Consider the following 20,096-nt stretch of genomic DNA (forward strand, 5'->3'; position numbering starts at 1 on the left):
ACCTCTGTGTGAACATCGAGTGAAAGAGAGAGGAAGTTTTAAATAAAAGATAGAAAGACAAAAAAATAAGACCATCACATAAGATGGTCAAGGGAAGGGGACAATTTATGTCAATTTAATTAGGGATGGAAGCTATTCAAAGACACTGGGGAATGTCTTATAAATTAGGGAGGAACAGCTTCGATATATATACTATAAAAGGTGGATGTGACCTCTGTGTGAACATCGAGTGAAAGAGAGAGGAAGTTTTAAATAAAAGATAGAAAGACAAAAAAATAAGACCATCACATATAAGATGATCAAGGGAAGGGGACAATTTATGTCAATTTAATTAGGGATGGAAGCTATTCAAAGACACTGGGGAATGTCTTATAAATTAGGGAGGAACAGCTTCGATACATATACTATAAAAGGTGAATGTGACCTCTATGTGAACATAGAGTGAAAGATATGGGGATTTGAAAAATAGTACATATGAAATTGTTATTGCTAGCAATATTGAGTTAGGATATATAGTTTTCCAGCATAAAAGAAAAAGAAGTCTGAATATAAATAAAAGTTGTAATCTATGAAAAAAAGGATTATGCTCAACTATATTATAAGAATATAAGGTTTGTCCCAATTCTTTAAGGGCTTTTAAAAAGCTTTTTATTTATGAGGGGAAAGCTTCACTTTAATAAGGGAGTTAGTGATATGGAAGTAACAAAAAAACAAGGGCTGTATAATCGTCTTATACGATTAAACCCACCACAAATATTAGCGTTAGGTTTTTTCTGCTTAATTGTGGTTGGCGGTTTGTTATTAAAGTTACCATTCGCAACGAAAGCACAAATTAGTTGGGTAGATGCTTTCTTTACAGCAACGTCAGCAGCGACCGTAACTGGTTTGGGAGTAGTGGATACAGCAAGTACATTTACGATGTTTGGCGAAATTGTTATTATGTTTTTAATTCAAACAGGTGGTCTAGGTCTTATGACAATTGCCATTTTAATTGTTTGGGTATTAGGCAAAAAAATCGGATTACGCCATCGTTTATTAATTGGAGAAGCGTTTAATCAAACAAATATAGGTGGTCTTGTAAAATTAGTAAAGCGTGTCTTTATATTTTCGATTTGTATTGAGCTTATTGGGGCCATCTTTTTATCGTTTCGCTTTATTCCAGAGTTTGGTTTTGGAAAAGGTTTATACTATAGTATTTTTCATGTAATTGCATCTTATAATAATGCAGGCTTTGCTTTATGGCCAGATAATTTAACAAGATATGTAGGAGATCCCATTATTAATATTGGGATTTGCTCTTTAATTGTAATAGGTGGACTCGGTTTTACCGTATTAATTGATATATGGTATAGTCGCAGTTTTCGAAAATTATCACTTCACTCAAAAATAATGATTATTGGAACAGTAGTGCTAAATGTTATAGCAATGATTGTAATTTTTGTATTGGAATATAATAATGTGAAGACGTTAGGGAATTTATCTTTAAATGAAAAACTATGGGCTTCCTTCTTTCAAGGTATTACCCCGCGGACAGCTGGATTTAATACGGTTGACTATGGAGGTATGGAAGAATCATCTATATTATTTACGATGATTTTAATGTTTATTGGTGCAGGAAGTGTATCAACAGGTGGAGGAATTAAATTAACAACGTTTGTTATCTTAATTACATCTGTCCTTTCTTTCTTTAGAAAAAAGGAGGAAATTGTTTTATTTCAGCGTACAATTAAAATTTCGACAGTAACGAGGGCCTTAGCGATTGCTGTTGCCAGTCAAATACTTATTTTTGCAGCGGTATTTATATTAATGCTTACAGAAAACTTCAGCTTTATTCAATTATTATTTGAGACAATATCAGCGTTTGGTACAGTCGGATTAACGATGGGAATTACTGCAAAGCTATCGGCATTCGGAAAATGTATTATTATGTTTGTTATGTTCTGCGGATTAATTGGACCATTAACACTTGTGTTCTCTTTAGCGCGACCAGCAAAACAAAAAATAAAATATCCATCGGAAGATGTGTTTACAGGATAAGGTATCCCGCGTTAAGCGAGATACCTTTTTCTTTTTTAGAAAAGGGAGAACAATAAACCAATAAGTGCTACTCGGAATAAAATTGCGATAAGTGCAGCAATCCCACCGACAACTGCAGCGATACCGCCAGTTACAGTAGCTCCGCGATTATAAGCGTAAATACCGAGTAAAACAGAAACAAGACCAAATAGTGTTGGGAATGTAAATAGCGATAAGATAGATAGCGCAAGAGCGATAAAACCAGCAGTTGATCCAGCAGCGGACGATTTTACAACATCTTTATCGTCTTTATCATCGTAATCGTAATCAATGCGTTGTGGTGCAACCTCAGCGGCATACTCTTCTTTATAGTCACTATAATCACTATCTATTCTATCTCTTCTTTTATAATCATCAAATTTCTCAGTCAAAGTCATGGCTCCTTTCATAACAAGGTTCAATAGTAGTATGTATCTCTTTTTCTTTTTTATCCCGCATTAACGGGCAGTAATATCTATTAAAAGGAGGAAAATGTTTTCTTGAAATAGGAAAAGTTAGTATGACTTCCTCTATTTTGGAAATTATAAAAAGGAATAATGAGGAAAGGGTGCAATACATAATGGAACATCCAATTGAAAATTTAATGAAAACGGCAATGACAAATTTAAAAGAGATGGTAGATGTAAATACAATTGTTGGGAGCCCGGTTTCAACAGCTGACGGAAATGTTGTATTAACAGTATCTCAAGTGGCTTTTGGTTTTGGAGCTGGTGGAAGTGATTTTAAAGGGGGTTTCATTACTGAAAAACATAACGGTGGGCAAAATCAGCATAAAGAGAACAAGCAAGGGCATCCATTTGGAGGAGGAAGCGGGGCTGGGGTTTCTATTAGTCCAGTAGCTTTTTTAGTAGTTGGTTCTAATGGGGTGCAAGTATTACATCTCAACAGCAGTACACATTTAATTGAAAAGGCTTTAAACACTGTACCAAGCACTGTAGATAAATTTGTGAATGGTCGTCAAAAGTGAACTTGCATTTTTTAGGAATTATGATATATTAGAAAAAGTGCGCTTTAGGATGATCGGAATAATTGAAATGTAAATATATATGATGTGTGGAATAAGGGAGAGGAATTTATGATTAATATCAAAAACTTAGTAGTTGGCTTATTTATGTTAGTAAGCGGCTTTGTTGTATATGTAATAAAAGAAAAAGCTCCATTCTAAAACAGACAAACCGTTAATGTCTGTTTTTAATTTGCGGAAAAATATTGACAAGCTATTGTATTGGTGTTATAATTTTAATTCGTGTCTCGGTTACAGCTAGTGTAAAGTAAATATCTCTTATGAATGCAATACGAAAAGTTTGCGAAAGATCGGGTAATTTTATCAACAACTTTTGTGAACAAACCCTATAAATTGTATTTGTAAGCTATATATGTATACTAGTGAATCAAGGAGCGGTCAGTGGAACCGTAATGATGAGAGAGAGGTAGGGCTTTCATCCAGTATATGTTACTTTCCCGTTAGGTGAATATAAAAAAGAGGACTCCTTTTAAAAGGAGTCCTCTTTCATTTTTTAAGTGCGACTTTCAACTTGTTGACAAATTTCATCCGTTGTTAAACCGTGAGCTGTAATGACTGATCCTTTAATTGATGCATCTGCAATGCCCATCACATTAGAATCTTGCCCAGTTACAACGCAACAATCACACCCTTGTGCATCCTGTTCTGAGTTAAGTGTAACAACTTCATGACCTTGTTGCTGAAGAGCTTGTTGAACGTCTGTTAATGAGTTTTCAACGCCAATTCTAGCCATAATTCTCACCTCCTACCATCTAATTGCTAGTATGCTCAAGTTCACTGCATTTATGAAAAGACGGTAGGAAGTAAATCTTTGTTTAGTCGTTATATACGCCAGTAAGCATTTGACTAACGAATTGATCGTTTAATGTATCTTGGGCAGAAGAAGTATTTGAATGGATGTCGATTGAAGCAATAAAATGATTATGTTCTTGCGTATTTGGTTCTACCTCTACGTAATTATCGAATTTACAAAAACCTTTCGTATCCATTAGATCAAATAATTGCAGCATTTCTACTACCTCTTGTCTCGTTCCTTTAATTTGTACACACGCCATATTTATTTCCTCCTTCATTTTGACAAATTGTTTTTTAAAAATAGGATTATGATTACGAAATGAAAAATATGAATGTTATTTTTAGACAGCGCTATTTTTGTTATTTCCCCCCTTTTTCAGCAAAAGTCGTTATATATTCCCGGATTTATAAAATCGGACGTCCGTTTATTGAATACAATAGATTCGTATCAATTGATGAAAATCCTTCTTTTAAACAAATATTTTTTTAGTGGAAATTGGCGAAAAAAATTTTTTGACTTTTTGTAAACGTTAACAATGTTGTTAAATCAATATAAGTAAAGAAGTACGTACGATTAAAAATTATAAATTTTCTAAAAATTAACTTGATTTATTTAGAAAGGAGAGTAAACTAGGAAACAATAAAAAATTCATAGAACATAGGAGGCGCTTCTAGTGAATGAGCAATGGATTTTCTTAAATGGAGAATTTGTTCCAAAAGATGAGGCAAAAGTTTCAGTATATGATCATGGCTATTTATATGGCGATGGAGTGTTTGAAGGAATTAGAGTTTATAGCGGTAATGTTTTCCGTTTGAGAGAGCATCTTGTCCGGTTGTATGAATCAGCAAAATCAATCCTTTTAGAAATTCCATATTCATTAGATGAAGTAACAAATATTGTTGTTGAGACGATTCGACAAAATAAATTATCTAATGGATACATTCGCCTTGTTGTATCAAGAGGAGCAGGAAATCTTGGATTGGATCCCGATTCATGTAAGAAGCCGAATGTAGTAGTAATTGCAGAACAATTATCTTTATTCCCACAAGAATATTATGAGAAAGGGATTCCAGTTGTAACAGTTGCAACGCGCCGAAATCGTCCCGATGTTTTATCCCCTCAAGTAAAATCTTTAAATTACTTAAACAATATTTTAGTTCGTATTGAAGCGAAATTAGCTGGAGTACAAGAAGCACTTATGTTAAATGATCAAGGATATGTAGCTGAAGGCTCAGGAGATAACGTGTTTATTGTTAAAGGAAATAAATTAATTACACCACCAAGTTCTGCTGGAGCGTTAGAAGGTATTACACGAAACGCCATTTTAGAAATCGGCGAAAAACTTGGATATGACGTAAGAGAAGAGTTATTTACAAGACATGATGTATATGTAGCTGATGAAGTGTTTTTAACAGGAACAGCTGCTGAAGTTATTGCTGTTACGACAGTAGATGGTAGAACGATTGGCTTAGGGCAAACAGGTCCACATACGAACCGTTTATTAGAAGAGTTTCGTAAGTTAGTTGTAGAAGATGGAGAGAAAATTTACGAAGAAAATAAAGTTGGATAACAACTTTTTTAACATAAGAAAGCGTTGATAGGGAGGAGTAGTTGATTGTGAAGCCTCACAGAGAGTCGGTGGTTGCTGAAAACCGATGGTTCACGTCGACGAACATCGCCCTTGAGTGCTAAGCTAAAGCATTTGTCTAGGCTTAGACGGTAGCTCCGTTATTAGCTAGATCCATTTATGGATCACTGAGGCAAGAGTATTCTTGCAAAGAAGGGTGGTACCGCGAAATCTTTCGTCCCTTCAGCACATAGCTGGAGTGTGGACGTAGGATTTTTTTATTGTATAAAAGTTTGAAAAAGGGGGCTTATAAGAACAATGTCTTCAAAAACGGAAGAGAAACTGGCAACTGGTGCACAGCTATTGTTAGAAGCGCTAGAAAAGGAAGGCGTAAAAGTGATTTTCGGTTATCCGGGTGGTGCCGTTTTACCTCTCTATGATGCACTGTATGATTGTGAAATTCCGCATATTTTAACAAGGCATGAGCAAGGGGCAATTCACGCTGCTGAAGGGTATGCCAGAATTACAGGGAACCCAGGGGTTGTAATTGCAACGAGTGGACCAGGTGCTACAAATGTAATTACGGGTCTAGCGGATGCGATGATTGATTCATTGCCACTTGTTGTATTTACAGGCCAAGTAGCAACAACGTTAATTGGGAGCGATGCTTTTCAAGAGGCGGATATTATGGGACTTACGATGCCAGTGACAAAACATAACTATCAAGTGCGAAAGGCCTCAGATTTACCTCGAATTATTAAAGAAGCATTTCATATTGCTAAAACAGGAAGACCAGGACCAGTCGTTATTGACCTTCCGAAAGATATGGTAGTCGAGAAAGGTGAGCGATGTAGCAATGTACAAATGGATTTACCAGGATATAACCCTAATTATGAACCGAATCTACTTCAAATAAACAAATTACTACAAGCAATTGAAACCGCAAAAAAACCGTTAATTTTAGCTGGAGCAGGTATACTGCATGCGAAAGCTTCGAAAGAATTGACAAGTTTTGCCCGTAAATATGAAATCCCTGTTGTGCATACGTTACTTGGACTTGGTGGTTTTCCGCCAGATGATGGGCTATTTCTAGGGATGGGGGGAATGCACGGTTCTTACACAGCCAATATGGCGTTATATGAATGCGACTTACTCATTAATATAGGTGCGAGATTTGACGATCGTCTTACTGGGAATTTAGCTTTTTTTGCTAAAGGGGCGACTGTTGCACATATCGATATTGATCCAGCAGAAATCGGGAAAAATGTGCCAACAGAGATTCCTATTGTTGCAAGTGCTAAGCAGGCGTTAGAAGTATTGCTTCAATCAGAAGGAAAGAAAGAAAATCATCATGAATGGCTCTCTTTATTAAAGAGTAGAAAAGAAAAGTATCCATTCTCTTATAAACGAAATTCTGAAAGTATTAAACCTCAATACGCGATTGATATGCTATATGAAATCACGAAAGGAGAAGCGATTGTAACAACAGACGTTGGGCAACACCAAATGTGGGCAGCCCAATATTATCCGCTGAAAAATCCAGATAAATGGGTAACTTCTGGTGGATTAGGAACGATGGGGTTTGGATTTCCAGCAGCAATCGGTGCGCAAATTGCAAAGCCTGAAGAATTAGTTATTGCAATTGTTGGTGATGCTGGGTTTCAAATGACTCTACAAGAATTAAGTGTATTAAAAGAACACGCTTTACCCGTTAAAGTATTTATTTTAAATAATGAAGCTTTAGGAATGGTAAGACAGTGGCAAGATGAATTTTACAATCAAAGATATTCACATTCTTTATTACCATGCCAACCAGATTTCGTCGCTCTTGCGAATGCATATGGCATAAAAGGTGTTCGTATTGACGATCCACTTCTTGCAAAGAAGCAAATCCAGCATGCTATTGAATTACAAGAGCCAGTCGTAATTGATTGTCGTGTACTTCAATCAGAGAAGGTTATGCCGATGGTTGCGCCAGGAAAAGGTGTTCACCAAATGGAGGGAGTGGAAAAAGGGTGAAGAGAATTGTTACAGCGACAGTTCGAAATCAAAGTGGTGTTTTAAACCGAATTACAGGGGTTATGACACGAAGACATTTTAATATTGAAAGTATTTCAGTAGGTCATACAGAATCATCAGATATATCGCGAATGACGATTGTTGTACACGTTGAAAGTGAACAGCAAGTGGAGCAGTTAATTAAACAACTGCATAAGCAAATTGACGTACTGAAAGTATCAGATATTACAGAAGAAGCGATGATTGCTAGAGAGCTTGCTCTTATTAAAGTAGCAACTTCTGTAGCGAGGGCAGAATTATATAGTTTAATTGAACCGTTTCGAGCCGCTGTAATAGATGTTGGGAAGGATTCCATAGTTGTGCAAGTAACAGGTACGCAAGACAAAGTAGAAGCGTTAATTGAATTACTTCGTCCATACGGTTTGAAAGAAATTGCTAGAACAGGTGTAACAGCATTTACACGTAGTATGAAAAAACAAGATAAGCAAGTTATGTTAATTCAATAATCATTTAAATATAGGGGGAAATGAAAATGGCAAAAGTTTATTATGAGAAAGATGTAACAGTAAATGTATTAAAGGAAAAGAAAGTAGCAATCATCGGATATGGCTCGCAAGGTCATGCACATGCGCAAAATTTACGTGATAACGGATTTGATGTAGTAGTAGGTTTAAGAAAAGGTAAGTCTTGGAATAAAGCGAATGAAGATGGATTTTCTGTATATACAGTAGCAGAAGCAGCGGAAAAAGCTGATGTAGTAATGATTCTACTGCCTGATGAATTACAACCAGAAGTATATGAAGCTGAAATTGCACCAAATTTACAGGCTGGAAACTCCCTCGTGTTCGCACATGGATTTAATGTTCACTTTGATCAAGTAAAACCACCAGCTAATGTAGATGTATTTCTAGTAGCGCCAAAAGGACCGGGGCATCTCGTACGCCGTACGTTCGCCGAGGGCGGGGCTGTTCCTGCATTATTTGCAGTATATCAAGATGCAACAGGAGTTGCGACTGAAAAAGCACTTTCTTATGCTGACGGAATTGGAGCAACGAGAGCTGGTGTACTAGAAACGACGTTTAAAGAAGAAACAGAAACAGATTTATTTGGAGAGCAAGCTGTACTCTGCGGCGGAGTGACTGCACTTGTAAAAGCAGGGTTTGAAACGTTAGTTGATGCAGGATATCAGCCTGAACTTGCATATTTTGAATGTTTACATGAACTGAAGCTAATCGTTGACCTTATGTACGAAGGTGGACTTGAAAATATGAGATATTCAGTTTCAGATACAGCGCAGTGGGGAGACTTCGTATCAGGACCACGCGTTGTTACTGAAGATACGAAGAAAGCGATGGGGGCAGTATTAGCAGAAATTCAAGATGGTACATTTGCAAGAGGCTGGATTGCAGAGCATAAAGCAGGAAGACCAAATTTCCATGCGACAAATGAGAAAGAGAATAAACATGAAATCGAAGTAGTTGGACGTAAATTACGTGAAATGATGCCTTTCGTACAGCCGCGAGTAAAGGTAGGGGTTAAATAATATGAAGCAGGTTTTGTTCATGGATACAACGCTTCGTGATGGCGAACAATCACCAGGAGTAAATTTAAATGAACAAGAGAAATTACAAATTGCTAGGCAATTAGAGAGGCTTGGTATTCATGTAATGGAAGCTGGATTCGCGGCAGCTTCCGAAGGTGACTTTCAATCGGTAAAACGTATTGCGAATACAATTCAAAATGCTACGGTTATGAGTTTAGCTAGAGCGAAAGAAAGTGACATTCGAAGAGCATATGAAGCTGTGAAAGGTGCTGTATCTCCTCGTCTACACGTATTTTTAGCTACGAGTGATATTCATATGAAATATAAACTTTGTATGTCAAAAGAAGATGTGTTAAATAGTATTCATCGCTCGGTTACGCTTGGAAAATCATTATTTCCGACAGTACAATTTTCTGCAGAAGATGCGACAAGAACATCGAGAGCATTTTTAGCTGAAGCAGTAGAAATTGCAATTCGAGCAGGAGCGAATGTAATTAATATTCCGGATACAGTTGGATATACGAATCCAGAAGAATATTATTCTCTTTTTAAATACTTACAAGAATCCGTTCCATCATATGAAAAAGCGATTTTTTCTTGTCATTGTCACGATGATCTTGGTATGGCAGTAGCAAATTCGTTAGCTGCGGTTGAAGGAGGAGCATTGCAAGTAGAAGGAACGATTAATGGCATTGGAGAAAGAGCAGGGAATGCAGCGTTAGAAGAAGTTGCGGTAGCTCTTCATATTAGAAAAGATTTTTATAAAGCAGAGCCTTCAATGACTTTAAAAGAAATTAAGGCGACGAGTATATTAGTAAGCAGGTTAACGGGTATGGTTGTACCGAAAAATAAAGCAATCGTTGGAGCGAATGCATTTGCTCATGAATCGGGCATTCACCAAGACGGGGTTTTAAAAGAAGTAACAACTTATGAAATTATCGAACCAGCGCTTATAGGAGAATCTCAAAATCTCTTTGTACTTGGGAAACATTCTGGCCGTCATGCGTTTACGGAAAAAATGAAAGAGCTTGGTTATGAATTTACAAATGAAGAGCGAGATGCGGCATTCGAAGCATTTAAAAAATTGGCTGATCGTAAAAAGGAAATTACTGAAGAAGATTTACGCGCACTTATGCTTGGTGAAGCAGCATTTGCAGCTCAGCAATATAACATTACGCAATTACAAGTGCATTTCGTATCAAATAGTACACAATGCGCAACAGTTGTGCTGAAGGATGAGGAAGGAAATGTATATGAAGATGCAGCCACTGGTTCTGGTAGTATTGAAGCGATATACAATGCGATTCAAAGAATTTTAGAATTAGAATGTGAATTGGCAGATTATCGCATACAATCTATTACACAAGGTCAAGATGCACTTGCTCACGTTCATGTTGAATTAAAAGAAGGTAGTCACCAAATATCAGGTTTCGGAGTTGCGCAAGACGTATTGGAAGCGTCGGCGAGAGCTTATGTCCATGCAGCAGGGAAATTAAAATCTCTTATAGCGCTTGTGAAATAAATATTTGATAGGTGAGAGAAGCTTTCCTCACCTATCAAATTAAAGTTCTGAAAATTCAGTTAAAAGGAGTGTTAAAAATGGAAAAACGTATCGTTTGTTTAGCTGGTGATGGTGTTGGTCCAGAAGTAATGGAAAGTGCGAAGGAAGTATTGCATATGGTAGAAAGGCTATATGGACATCATTTTCATTTGCAAGATGAGTACTTTGGTGGTGTTGCTATCGATTTAACTGGGCAACCATTACCACAGCGAACACTTGCCGCCTGTTTAGCGAGTGATGCGGTTTTACTTGGAGCAGTAGGTGGACCAAGGTGGGATAGTGCGAAAGAAAGGCCTGAGAAAGGATTATTAGCATTAAGAAAAGGACTCGGTGTATTTGCGAATGTTCGCCCTGTAACGGTAGAAAGTGCAACTGCACATTTATCACCATTAAAAAACGCTGATGAAATTGATTTCGTTGTCGTTCGTGAATTAACAGGCGGAATTTATTTTTCTTATCCGAAAGAGCGAACGGAAGAAGTGGCGACAGATACACTTACGTATCATCGCCATGAAATTGAACGTATCGTTTCGTATGCTTTTCAATTAGCGAATAAGCGGAAGAAAAAAGTAACATCTATTGATAAAGCGAATGTTTTAGAGTCTAGTAAATTATGGAGAACTGTGACAGAAGAAGTAGCACTTCGCTACCCAAATGTGGAAGTAGAACACATTTTAGTAGATGCAGCAGCTATGGAATTAATTCGGAATCCAGGAAGATTTGACGTTATTGTAACGGAAAATTTATTTGGTGATATTTTAAGTGATGAGGCTTCAGTATTAGCTGGATCATTAGGAATGCTTCCATCAGCAAGTCACGCTGAAAAGGGGCCTTCATTATACGAGCCTATTCACGGATCAGCACCGGATATTGCGGGGAAAAATAAGGCGAATCCAATTGCGATGATGCGTTCTGTTGCAATGATGCTTGGGCAATCGTTCGGATTAACGAGAGAAGGATATGCAATTGAAGAAGCAGTTTCTGCAGTCCTTAAATCAGGAAAATGTACAGCAGATATCGGGGGGACTGAAACGACAACTTCATTTACAAAGGCAGTTATTCAAGAAATGGAAGAGCAAGCGTTAGTAGGGAGAGGAAGATAATGGGGAAAAGGTTACTAGATAAGCTTTGGGAAAGACATGTAGTTGCGACTAATGAAAATGGATTGGATTTATTATATATCGATCTACATCTTGTTCATGAAGTAACGTCACCGCAAGCCTTTGAAGGCTTGCGGCTTACAAATCGAACAGTCCGCAGACCAGATTTAACATTTGCAACGATGGATCATAATATTCCAACGAAAGATGTTTGGAATATTACCGACCGCATTGCGAAGCAGCAACTAGATACACTTCGGGAAAACTGTAAACAATTTCAGGTGCCATTAGCGGATATCGGAGATGAAGAGCAAGGGATCGTTCATGTAATAGGACCAGAACTTGGACTCACACAGCCAGGAAAAACGATTGTTTGTGGTGATAGTCATACAGCAACACACGGTGCTTTTGGCGCACTAGCGTTTGGTATTGGTACGAGTGAAGTGGAACATGTATTGGCGACGCAAACGTTATGGCAACGAAAGCCGAAAGCAATGGGCATTGAGTTAAAAGGAAAGTTACCGCAAGGTGTTTATGCGAAAGATATTATTTTACACCTTCTTTCAAAGTACGGAGTAGCAGTTGGAACAGGTTACGTAATGGAATTTTACGGAGAGGCCATTCATGCTATGGATATGGAAGAGAGGATGACGCTTTGCAATATGGCAATTGAAGGGGGAGCAAAGGCTGGCATTATTGCACCAGATGAAAAAACGGTTGCTTACGTAAAAGGGCGTAAATATGCACCGAAAGACTATGAATCTATTAAGAAAAAATGGTCAGAACTTTATACAGATTTAGATGCAGTTTATGATTTACATATTCTAGTAGATGTTACGGATTTAGCACCGTACGTTACGTGGGGAACAAATCCTAGTATGGGTGTTCGGATCGATGAGAAATTGCCAGAAAAGCATGATGCAAATGACGAAAGAGCGTTTTCTTATATGGGATTGAGTCCCGGACAAAGTACGTATGAAATTCCAGTTCAACATGTTTTCATTGGATCTTGTACAAATTCCAGGCTTTCTGACTTAGAAATTGCTGCATCTGTCGTGAAAGGTAAAAAAGTAAAAGAAGGTGTGCGAGCACTTGTTGTACCTGGATCTCAAAGGGTAAGAGAAGCAGCGATGCATAAAGGATTACATCGCATATTTGAAGAAGCTGGATTTGAATGGAGAGAGCCCGGATGCTCAATGTGTCTAGGTATGAATCCAGATCAAGTGCCTGAAGGGGAACATTGTGCCTCTACGTCAAATCGCAATTTTGAAGGAAGACAAGGAAAGGGAGCACGAACGCATTTAGTTAGCCCTGCAATGGCGGCAGCGGCTGCGTTATATGGTCATTTTGTTGATATTAGAAAGGAGAGTTATGATGGAGCCATTTCGTATTCATAAAGGTACTGCCGCAGTACTGATGAATGATAACATTGATACAGATCAAATTATTCCGAAGCAATATTTAAAGAGAATTGAAAGAACTGGGTTTGGGAAGTTTTTATTTGATGAGTGGCGATATGATAATAATCGCCAAGAAAACCCTAATTTCCCGCTTAATGCACAAGAAAGAAAAGGAGCCAGTATATTAATCACAGGCGATAATTTTGGATGTGGCTCGTCAAGAGAACATGCTCCATGGGCACTTGCTGATTATGGTTTCCGCGTTATTATCGCTGGAGGATTTGCCGATATCTTTTATATGAATTGTATGAAAAATGGCATGTTACCGATTGTAATGGATAAAGATATGCGTGAACAACTTGCTAAAACAGATGCGAGAGAACAAATCATAGTTGATTTAGAAAATGAAATAATGACAACGAATACGCATAGATTCCATTTTACAATCGAGAAAATGTGGAAAGAGAAGTTATTAAATGGTTTAGATGAAATTAGTATTACAATGCAATATGAACAAGAAATAAAAGAGTATGAAAGAAAAGTGGCTTTACATTAAAAAAATGACGGAATATTAAAAATGTATTTACATTCAAAATTAACTGTTATATACTATGTGAAAATCAGAGGAGAAAGGGAGTAAGTATTATGAATATCGTGCAATCTATTACAATGCTTACACAACTACATCATCATACATGAAACCCTTGAACCTAGCGTGAAAACGTGTAGGTACAAGGGTTATTCCCGTTGTACCTACACTCTACTGAAGAGCCTTGTAGGTATTTTGTCTACAAGGCTCTTTTTATTTTCGGCTTAGGGGAATGAAATAGGCATACATTAGAAGGGGAAAGGTGTGAAAATTTAGATGACAAAATGGAAACGGGCAAATCCGAATGGAACGAGAGATTATTTATTCGAAGAATGTACGTTAATTGAAGAAGTAGAACAAAAATTAAGGCTTACTTTTTTAGAGAGAGGTTATGAAGAAATAAGAACACCTACAATTGAATTTTATGACGTTTTTGCATTTCAAAATAGACCGATAGATGAAGAGAAGATGTATAAATTTTTTGATGAAAAGGGAAGGATTATCGTTTTACGTCCAGATATGACAATTCCTTTAGCGAGAGTTATTGGAACACAGAGATGGGATACGCCACTTAAAGTGACGTATAGCGGGAATGTATTTCGAGCGAATGAATCCCATTCTGGAAAATATAATGAAATCGTACAAAGTGGTATTGAAGTTATCGGGATTGATAATGTAAGAGCTGAAATTGAATGTGTAATAAGTGTCATTCAAGCACTTCAAAAGTTGAAGGTGCAATCTTTTACAATTGAGATTGGGCAAGTACAGTTATATAAATGTATTGTAAAAAAACTCTCCATCCATGATGAAGAAGAAAGGGTACTTAGAACGTATATAGAAAGTAAAAATTATGCAGCCCTCTCAAATTTTATCGGAGAAAAGAAATTAAATCGATGCGATGAGACAGTAAGGTTACTTGAGAAATTGCCAAGGCTATTTGGAAATTTAGAAGTTATTGAGGAAGCAGAAAAGCTTGCTTCAAGTAATGAAATGAAAATGGCAATTGCAAGAATAAAAGAAATGTATGAAACAATTGAAACGTTAGGATATGGTTCTTACATATCAATTGATTTGGGCATGATTCAACGCTTAGATTACTATACGGGTGTTATTTTCAAAGGATATATATATGAAATTGGAGAAGAAATCGTTAGTGGCGGAAGATACGATGAGCTAATTGGCAATTTTGGAGAAATGCTGCCAGCTGTTGGACTCGCGGTACAAGTAAATCAAATTGTGAAGGCGCTGCAAGAGCAGCAAGAACCATATGAACGAAATCAAATTGATATTGTGATTCATTATGAGTTAAATAGATTAGCGGAAGCAGAAAGGCTACGAAATTTACTTCGAAAGGATGGGAAAAATGCTTGGTTATCTCTATTCTCTAATTTAAGCGATACCTTTCAATTCGCAAGAAAAAATAAAATAGGAACGGTCGTTGAGGCAAAGAATGAATACTTAGTGGAATATGTATGGAATGAGAAATGGGTAGTCCAGAAAGAAGGAGAGGCTTCATGCGTAACATTCAAATTGCGTTAACGAAAGGAAGATTAGAAAAACATGTCATTCCACTTTTTGAGCAGATTGGAATTGATTGTTCCGAGCTCAAAAATAAAGGTCGAAAGCTTGTATTTCAAAGTAAAAATACAAATGTTTCATTTATTTTAGTAAAAGCGGTTGATGTTGCTACTTATGTAGAACATGGGGTAGCTGATATTGGCATCGTTGGAAAAGATATTTTAATGGAAAACGAGAAAGATATTTATGAAATGCTGGATTTAGGAGTGGGGATTTGTAAGTTTTGTGTTGCTTCTATTCCTACGTATAATCCGAAGAGTTACCGGAAGAAAAGAATCGCTACGAAATACCCACATATTACTTCTACTTATTTTCATGATAAGGGAGAGGATGTAGAAATTATTAAAATAGAAGGTTCTGTAGAAATCGCTCCTCTTCTTGGATTGGCAGATGCGATTGTAGATATTGTTGAAACAGGAAAAACATTACAAGAGAATGGACTCATTGTATTTGAGGAAATGTACTTTATATCGGCTCGGATGATTGTAAATAAGGCAGCCTTAAAAACTAAAAAAGACGAAATATTCAGCATTATAAATATGATGGAGCAAGAAATCTTATCAGGGAAATAGGAGGATTTAAAATGGAAATCATTTATGAAGACTTTAAGGAGGCATTATCTAAAATAAAAGTGCTAAGAGAAAACGCTAATATAATAGAAGAAACTGTTCAAAGAAGTGTAAGAGAAATCATTAGACATGTAAGGGAAGGAAATGATGAGGCTTTATCTTTCTATACAAAAAAGTTTGATGGTGTAGAGATGAAAGATTTTCGTGTAAGTGAAGAAGAAATACAGCAAGCGAGTATGTTTGTAGAGAATTCATTTTTAGAAGCTTTAAAAGAGGCGAAGAAAAACATTGTTTCGTATCACGAAAAGCAAAAGAAGCACTCAATATTCGATTGTGAAAGTAAAGGCATAATTAGAGGGCAACTCATTCGGCCGTTAGAAAATGTAGGTGTATATGTACCGGGTGGGACAGCCTCATATCCTTCTTCAGTATTAATGAATGTATTGCCGGCGAAACTCGCAGGTGTGAAAAAGATTGTAATGGTAACACCGCCGAGGAAAGGGGGAATTGATCCTCATATATTAGCTGCTGCAAATCTTGCGGGAGTAGATGAAATTTATACGATAGGTGGCGCGCAAGCAATTGCTGCTTTAGCATACGGGACGGAATCGATTCCGAAAGTGGATAAAATAGTTGGACCGGGAAATTTGTATGTCGCTCTAGCGAAGCGAGAAGTATACGGAATAGTAAATATCGATATGATTGCTGGTCCATCAGAAATTGTAGTTGTCGCGGATGAAACAGGTAATGCAAAATATATCGCAGCGGATTTATTATCGCAAGCAGAGCATGATGAGAGAGCAACGGCGATTTGTATTACAACGAATATGGAACTAGCTAAAGAAGTAGAAAAAGAGATAGAAAGACAGTTAGAAATGTTACCAAGAAGTGAAATTGCACGTGAATCAATAAATAGAAATGGAGCCATCTTTATCGTTCCTTCTTTAGAGGAGGCACTAAAGTTATCAAATGAAATTGCTCCAGAACATTTAGAGTTACATATAAAAGAACCGATGAATGCTCTAGATTATGTGAAACATGCAGGTTCTATTTTCCTTGGGTCATATGCACCTGAACCGCTCGGGGATTATTTAGCGGGACCGAATCATGTATTACCAACGAGCGGAACGGCAAGATTTTTTTCTCCGTTATCAGTCGATGATTTCGTGAAAAAATCAAGTTTTATTTCTTATACGGAGGAAGCATTAAAAAATGTACAGCATCACATTGTAGAGCTTGCAAATAAAGAAGGGTTACATGCACATGCGAGAGCAATCCAAATAAGGTTTGAGGAGGAAAAATAATGCGTCAGTCCAGTCAAGTACGTGAGACGACAGAAACAAAAATTAAATTAAATTTGCAGCTTGATGAAAGTACAAATGTATCTATTCAAACAGGGGTTGGTTTTTTCGATCATATGCTTACTTTATTTGCTAGACATGGAAGATTTGGATTGCAAGTTGAAGCAGAAGGGGATGCATTTGTCGATGCACATCACACCGTTGAAGATGTTGGAATTGTACTCGGAAATTGCTTGAAAGAAGCATTGCAAAACAAAGAGGGAATTAATCGTTACGGTTCTGCGTATGTACCGATGGATGAATCTTTAGGATTTGTCGCAATTGATATAAGTGGACGCTCATATTGTGTATTTCAAGGGGAATTAACAAATCCGAAGCTTGGGGATTTTGATACAGAATTGACGGAAGAATTTTTTAGAGCAGTTGCACATGCTGCCAATATTACATTACATGCGCGCGTTCTATACGGAAGTAATACGCATCACAAAATTGAAGCAGTATTTAAAGCTTTTGGTAGAGCGCTTAGAGAAGCGGTCGAAAAAAATGCCAACATTACTGGTGTAAATTCAACGAAAGGGATGTTGTAATTGATTGCCATTATAGATTATGGAATGGGGAATATTCGCAGTGTAGAGCAAGCATTAAAATATATTGGGGCAGAGTACATTGTAACGAGTGATAAAGAAGAGATATTGAGAAGCGATGGCGTGATTTTACCGGGAGTAGGTGCATTTCCGAAAGCGATGGACGTATTAGAAGAAAGAGATTTAGTGTGTGTACTAAAAGAGGTTTGTGATATAGGAAAACCTCTCCTCGGTATATGTTTGGGCATGCAGCTTTTATTTGAACGAAGTGAGGAACTAAAAGATTGTAGCGGGTTAGGTTTACTACCAGGGGAAATTCGTAAGTTAAAAGTTTCGTATAAAATTCCTCATATGGGATGGAATGAATTAAGGAAGGAAAGAGAATTTCCGCTTTGGAATGGATTAGTGGATGGTTCTTTCGTTTATTATGTTCACTCATATTACGCGGATTGTCCAGATGAAATTGTATGCGGAGTAAGTGATTATGGAATGCAAGTACCAGGGTTTGTAGCGAAAGGAAATGTATTTGGTGCACAGTTTCATCCAGAAAAAAGTGGTGAAATTGGCATGCAAATATTAAAAAATTTTCAAGGGGTGGTAGAAGCATGGAAATCTTCCCAGCTATCGATTTAAAAGAAGGACGATGCGTTAGACTTTATCAAGGAGAGTTTAGTAAAGAAACGGTGATGAATGAAGATCCGGTAGCGCAGGCAATCATATTTGAAAAGCTTGGAGCGGAAATACTACACATTGTTGATTTAGACGGTGCAATTGCTGGCGAGTCGTTAAATTTGCCCGTCATTGAAAAAATCTGTAAGGCGGTACGTATTCCTGTGCAAGTGGGAGGAGGAATTCGTTCACTTGTAGCGGTGGAGAAGTTATTGTCAGTAGGTGTAGAAAAAGTGATTTTAGGAACAGCAGCTCTTTATGATAAGTCATTTTTAGAGGAAGCAGTTCGTCTATATAAAGAGAAAATCATTGTTGGAATTGATGCGAAAAATGGCTTCGTAGCAACGAGAGGTTGGCTTGATCTGTCTGAAATTTCTTATATTAGTTTAGCGAAACAAATGGAAAGTTTAGATGTTCAAACGATTGTGTTTACAGACATTTCGAAAGACGGGACGCTTGCAGGGCCAAATTTTGAACAATTGGCGTTACTTCAAAAAAGTGTGGGCATTCGTCTCATTGCCTCTGGAGGAGTGGCATCTATTCAAGATGTGAAAAAGTTAAATGATATGAATATATATGGTGTCATAATTGGAAAGGCGCTTTACGAGAAAACGATTGATTTAGAAGAAGTGTTACAGGTAACGAAGTTATGTTAGCGAAACGAATTATTCCATGTCTAGATGTGAAAGAAGGGCGAGTCGTAAAGGGTGTAAATTTTATAGGATTACAAGATGTCGGTGATCCGGTTGAAATAGCTGAAGCATATAACGTGGCAGGGGCAGATGAAATCGTATTTTTAGATATTACAGCGACTCATGAAGGAAGAAAAACGATTATAGATGTTGTAGAAAAAACAGCAGCTAAAGTATTTATTCCTCTTACGGTTGGCGGGGGGATTTCAAGTGTGAAAGATATGTACAATTTACTAAGAGCTGGAGCAGACAAAGTTTCAATAAACTCAGCGGCAGTGCGAAATCCGAAGCTAATCGAAGAGGGCGCAGAACACTTTGGATCACAATGTATTGTCGTGGCAATTGACGCTAGAAAAGTAGCAGAAGATAAATGGAACGTATACGTCAACGGCGGAAGAGTTGACACAGGAATGGATGCCATAGAATGGGCGAAGCGTGTTGTTAAGCTCGGGGCGGGTGAAATTTTGTTAACGAGTATGGATGCAGATGGAACGAAAAGTGGATATGATCTTCGTTTAACAGAAGAAATTTCAAAAAGTGTTTCCATTCCAGTCATCGCATCAGGAGGCTGTGGTCATACGGATCACATTATAGAAGTTTTTCAAAAGACAACAGTTGATGCAGCATTAGCGGCATCCATCTTTCATTATGGTGAGGCGACAGTGCAGAGTGTAAAGCGAAAATTAAGAGATGCAAATGTTGAGGTGCGGTTATGAAACCTAATTTTTCAAAAGGATTAATACCGGCAATTGTCATCGAAGAAGGTACGAAAGAAGTTTTAATGCTAGCTTATATGAATGAAGAAGCATATGAAAAAACGTTAGAGACGAAAAGAACATGGTTTTACTCTCGTTCGAGGCAGTCGTTATGGAATAAGGGAGAAACATCAGGGAATGTTCAATATGTGCAATCTCTATACTTAGATTGTGATCAAGATTCAATTGTTGTGAATGTGAAACAAGTAGGACCTGCTTGTCATACGGGGGAGAAGACATGTTTTCACTATCAAATTATATAGGGGGATACAT

The 20,096-nt window shown here is 37.3% G+C and carries 22 protein-coding genes and 1 other annotated feature; of the genes, 19 read left to right on the forward strand and 3 right to left on the reverse strand.

Features of this window, described 5'->3' with window-relative positions:
• Positions 1–693 precede the first annotated feature (693 nt).
• Positions 694–2,037: a TrkH family potassium uptake protein gene (locus tag MHH27_RS07415; RefSeq protein WP_340942096.1), complete on the forward strand. Its 1,344-nt coding sequence runs from the start codon at positions 694–696 to the stop codon at positions 2,035–2,037.
• Positions 2,038–2,072: 35 nt separating this feature from the next.
• Here MHH27_RS07415 and MHH27_RS07420 read toward each other — a convergent pair whose 3' ends face one another.
• Positions 2,073–2,447, reverse strand: coding sequence for a hypothetical protein (locus MHH27_RS07420; RefSeq protein WP_000136546.1), 375 nt, complete (start codon positions 2,445–2,447; stop codon positions 2,073–2,075).
• Between the two features lie 128 nt (positions 2,448–2,575).
• Between MHH27_RS07420 and ytfJ the strand changes: the two genes are divergently transcribed.
• Both ytfJ and MHH27_RS07430 read left to right on the forward strand, forming a co-directional pair.
• Entirely contained in the window at positions 2,576–3,043 is a 468-nt protein-coding gene (ytfJ, locus tag MHH27_RS07425; RefSeq protein WP_090975920.1) for a GerW family sporulation protein, read from the forward strand.
• A 108-nt stretch (positions 3,044–3,151) separates the two neighbouring features.
• Entirely contained in the window at positions 3,152–3,241 is a 90-nt protein-coding gene (locus tag MHH27_RS07430; RefSeq protein ID WP_000608227.1) for a hypothetical protein, read from the forward strand.
• 352 nt (positions 3,242–3,593) lie between these two features.
• On the opposite strand, the gene MHH27_RS07435 is transcribed toward MHH27_RS07430, so the two are convergent.
• On the reverse strand, positions 3,594–3,833 hold the full coding sequence (locus MHH27_RS07435) for a YkuS family protein (RefSeq protein ID WP_000101021.1): 240 nt from the start codon (positions 3,831–3,833) through the stop codon (positions 3,594–3,596).
• An 82-nt stretch (positions 3,834–3,915) separates the two neighbouring features.
• Positions 3,916–4,155: a DUF3911 family protein gene (locus MHH27_RS07440; protein WP_000752514.1), complete on the reverse strand. Its 240-nt coding sequence runs from the start codon at positions 4,153–4,155 to the stop codon at positions 3,916–3,918.
• A gap of 414 nt (positions 4,156–4,569) precedes the next feature.
• Here MHH27_RS07440 and ilvE point away from each other — a divergent pair, with 414 nt between their 5' ends.
• From ilvE to hisI, 16 genes are all read left to right on the forward strand, one after another.
• Positions 4,570–5,466: a branched-chain-amino-acid transaminase gene (gene ilvE, locus MHH27_RS07445; RefSeq protein ID WP_001005486.1), complete on the forward strand. Its 897-nt coding sequence runs from the start codon at positions 4,570–4,572 to the stop codon at positions 5,464–5,466.
• Positions 5,467–5,481: 15 nt separating this feature from the next.
• Positions 5,482–5,709, forward strand: a binding site (T-box leader).
• A 72-nt stretch (positions 5,710–5,781) separates the two neighbouring features.
• Positions 5,782–7,482 carry an acetolactate synthase large subunit gene (gene ilvB, locus MHH27_RS07450; RefSeq protein WP_098566875.1) on the forward strand — a complete coding sequence of 567 codons (1,701 nt, stop codon included), beginning with the start codon at positions 5,782–5,784 and terminating at the stop codon, positions 7,480–7,482.
• Entirely contained in the window at positions 7,479–7,988 is a 510-nt protein-coding gene (ilvN, locus tag MHH27_RS07455; protein ID WP_000822952.1) for an acetolactate synthase small subunit, read from the forward strand. Before ilvB ends, ilvN begins: the two co-directional genes overlap by 4 nt.
• Positions 7,989–8,014: 26 nt before the next feature.
• Positions 8,015–9,025 carry a ketol-acid reductoisomerase gene (ilvC, locus tag MHH27_RS07460; protein WP_001151747.1) on the forward strand — a complete coding sequence of 337 codons (1,011 nt, stop codon included), beginning with the start codon at positions 8,015–8,017 and terminating at the stop codon, positions 9,023–9,025.
• A gap of 1 nt (position 9,026) precedes the next feature.
• Complete coding sequence (gene leuA, locus MHH27_RS07465; protein ID WP_098250420.1) at positions 9,027–10,547, forward strand: 2-isopropylmalate synthase; 1,521 nt, start codon at positions 9,027–9,029, stop codon at positions 10,545–10,547.
• Positions 10,548–10,624: 77 nt separating this feature from the next.
• Entirely contained in the window at positions 10,625–11,689 is a 1,065-nt protein-coding gene (gene leuB, locus MHH27_RS07470; protein WP_000415384.1) for a 3-isopropylmalate dehydrogenase, read from the forward strand.
• Positions 11,689–13,083 (forward strand): 3-isopropylmalate dehydratase large subunit, encoded by a 1,395-nt coding sequence (leuC, locus tag MHH27_RS07475; RefSeq protein WP_097924966.1) that lies wholly within the window; start codon positions 11,689–11,691, stop codon positions 13,081–13,083. The genes leuB and leuC overlap by 1 nt, the downstream gene beginning before the upstream one ends.
• Positions 13,061–13,642 (forward strand): 3-isopropylmalate dehydratase small subunit, encoded by a 582-nt coding sequence (gene leuD, locus MHH27_RS07480; RefSeq protein ID WP_000433186.1) that lies wholly within the window; start codon positions 13,061–13,063, stop codon positions 13,640–13,642. The genes leuC and leuD overlap by 23 nt, the downstream gene beginning before the upstream one ends.
• Before the next feature lie 309 nt (positions 13,643–13,951).
• Positions 13,952–15,214 (forward strand): ATP phosphoribosyltransferase regulatory subunit, encoded by a 1,263-nt coding sequence (locus MHH27_RS07485; RefSeq protein WP_340942103.1) that lies wholly within the window; start codon positions 13,952–13,954, stop codon positions 15,212–15,214.
• Entirely contained in the window at positions 15,190–15,825 is a 636-nt protein-coding gene (gene hisG / locus MHH27_RS07490; protein ID WP_001244493.1) for an ATP phosphoribosyltransferase, read from the forward strand. Before MHH27_RS07485 ends, hisG begins: the two co-directional genes overlap by 25 nt.
• Positions 15,826–15,836: 11 nt before the next feature.
• Positions 15,837–17,126, forward strand: coding sequence for a histidinol dehydrogenase (gene hisD, locus MHH27_RS07495; protein ID WP_340942105.1), 1,290 nt, complete (start codon positions 15,837–15,839; stop codon positions 17,124–17,126).
• On the forward strand, positions 17,126–17,710 hold the full coding sequence (gene hisB / locus MHH27_RS07500; protein ID WP_053564914.1) for an imidazoleglycerol-phosphate dehydratase HisB: 585 nt from the start codon (positions 17,126–17,128) through the stop codon (positions 17,708–17,710). Before hisD ends, hisB begins: the two co-directional genes overlap by 1 nt.
• Positions 17,711–18,340 (forward strand): imidazole glycerol phosphate synthase subunit HisH, encoded by a 630-nt coding sequence (hisH, locus tag MHH27_RS07505; protein ID WP_053564913.1) that lies wholly within the window; start codon positions 17,711–17,713, stop codon positions 18,338–18,340. It abuts the gene before it with no gap.
• A complete protein-coding gene (hisA, locus tag MHH27_RS07510; RefSeq protein ID WP_000402295.1) occupies positions 18,313–19,032 on the forward strand; it encodes a 1-(5-phosphoribosyl)-5-[(5-phosphoribosylamino)methylideneamino]imidazole-4-carboxamide isomerase in 720 nt (239 codons plus the stop codon). Before hisH ends, hisA begins: the two co-directional genes overlap by 28 nt.
• A complete protein-coding gene (hisF, locus tag MHH27_RS07515) occupies positions 19,026–19,784 on the forward strand; it encodes an imidazoleglycerol phosphate synthase cyclase subunit (RefSeq protein ID WP_023521478.1) in 759 nt (252 codons plus the stop codon). Before hisA ends, hisF begins: the two co-directional genes overlap by 7 nt.
• Entirely contained in the window at positions 19,781–20,086 is a 306-nt protein-coding gene (gene hisI / locus MHH27_RS07520; protein WP_000803964.1) for a phosphoribosyl-AMP cyclohydrolase, read from the forward strand. Before hisF ends, hisI begins: the two co-directional genes overlap by 4 nt.
• Positions 20,087–20,096: the final 10 nt, after the last annotated feature.

The organism is Bacillus sp. FSL L8-0152 (assembly GCF_038006365.1).
GTDB classification, from domain to species: Bacteria; Bacillota; Bacilli; order Bacillales; family Bacillaceae_G; genus Bacillus_A; species Bacillus_A cereus.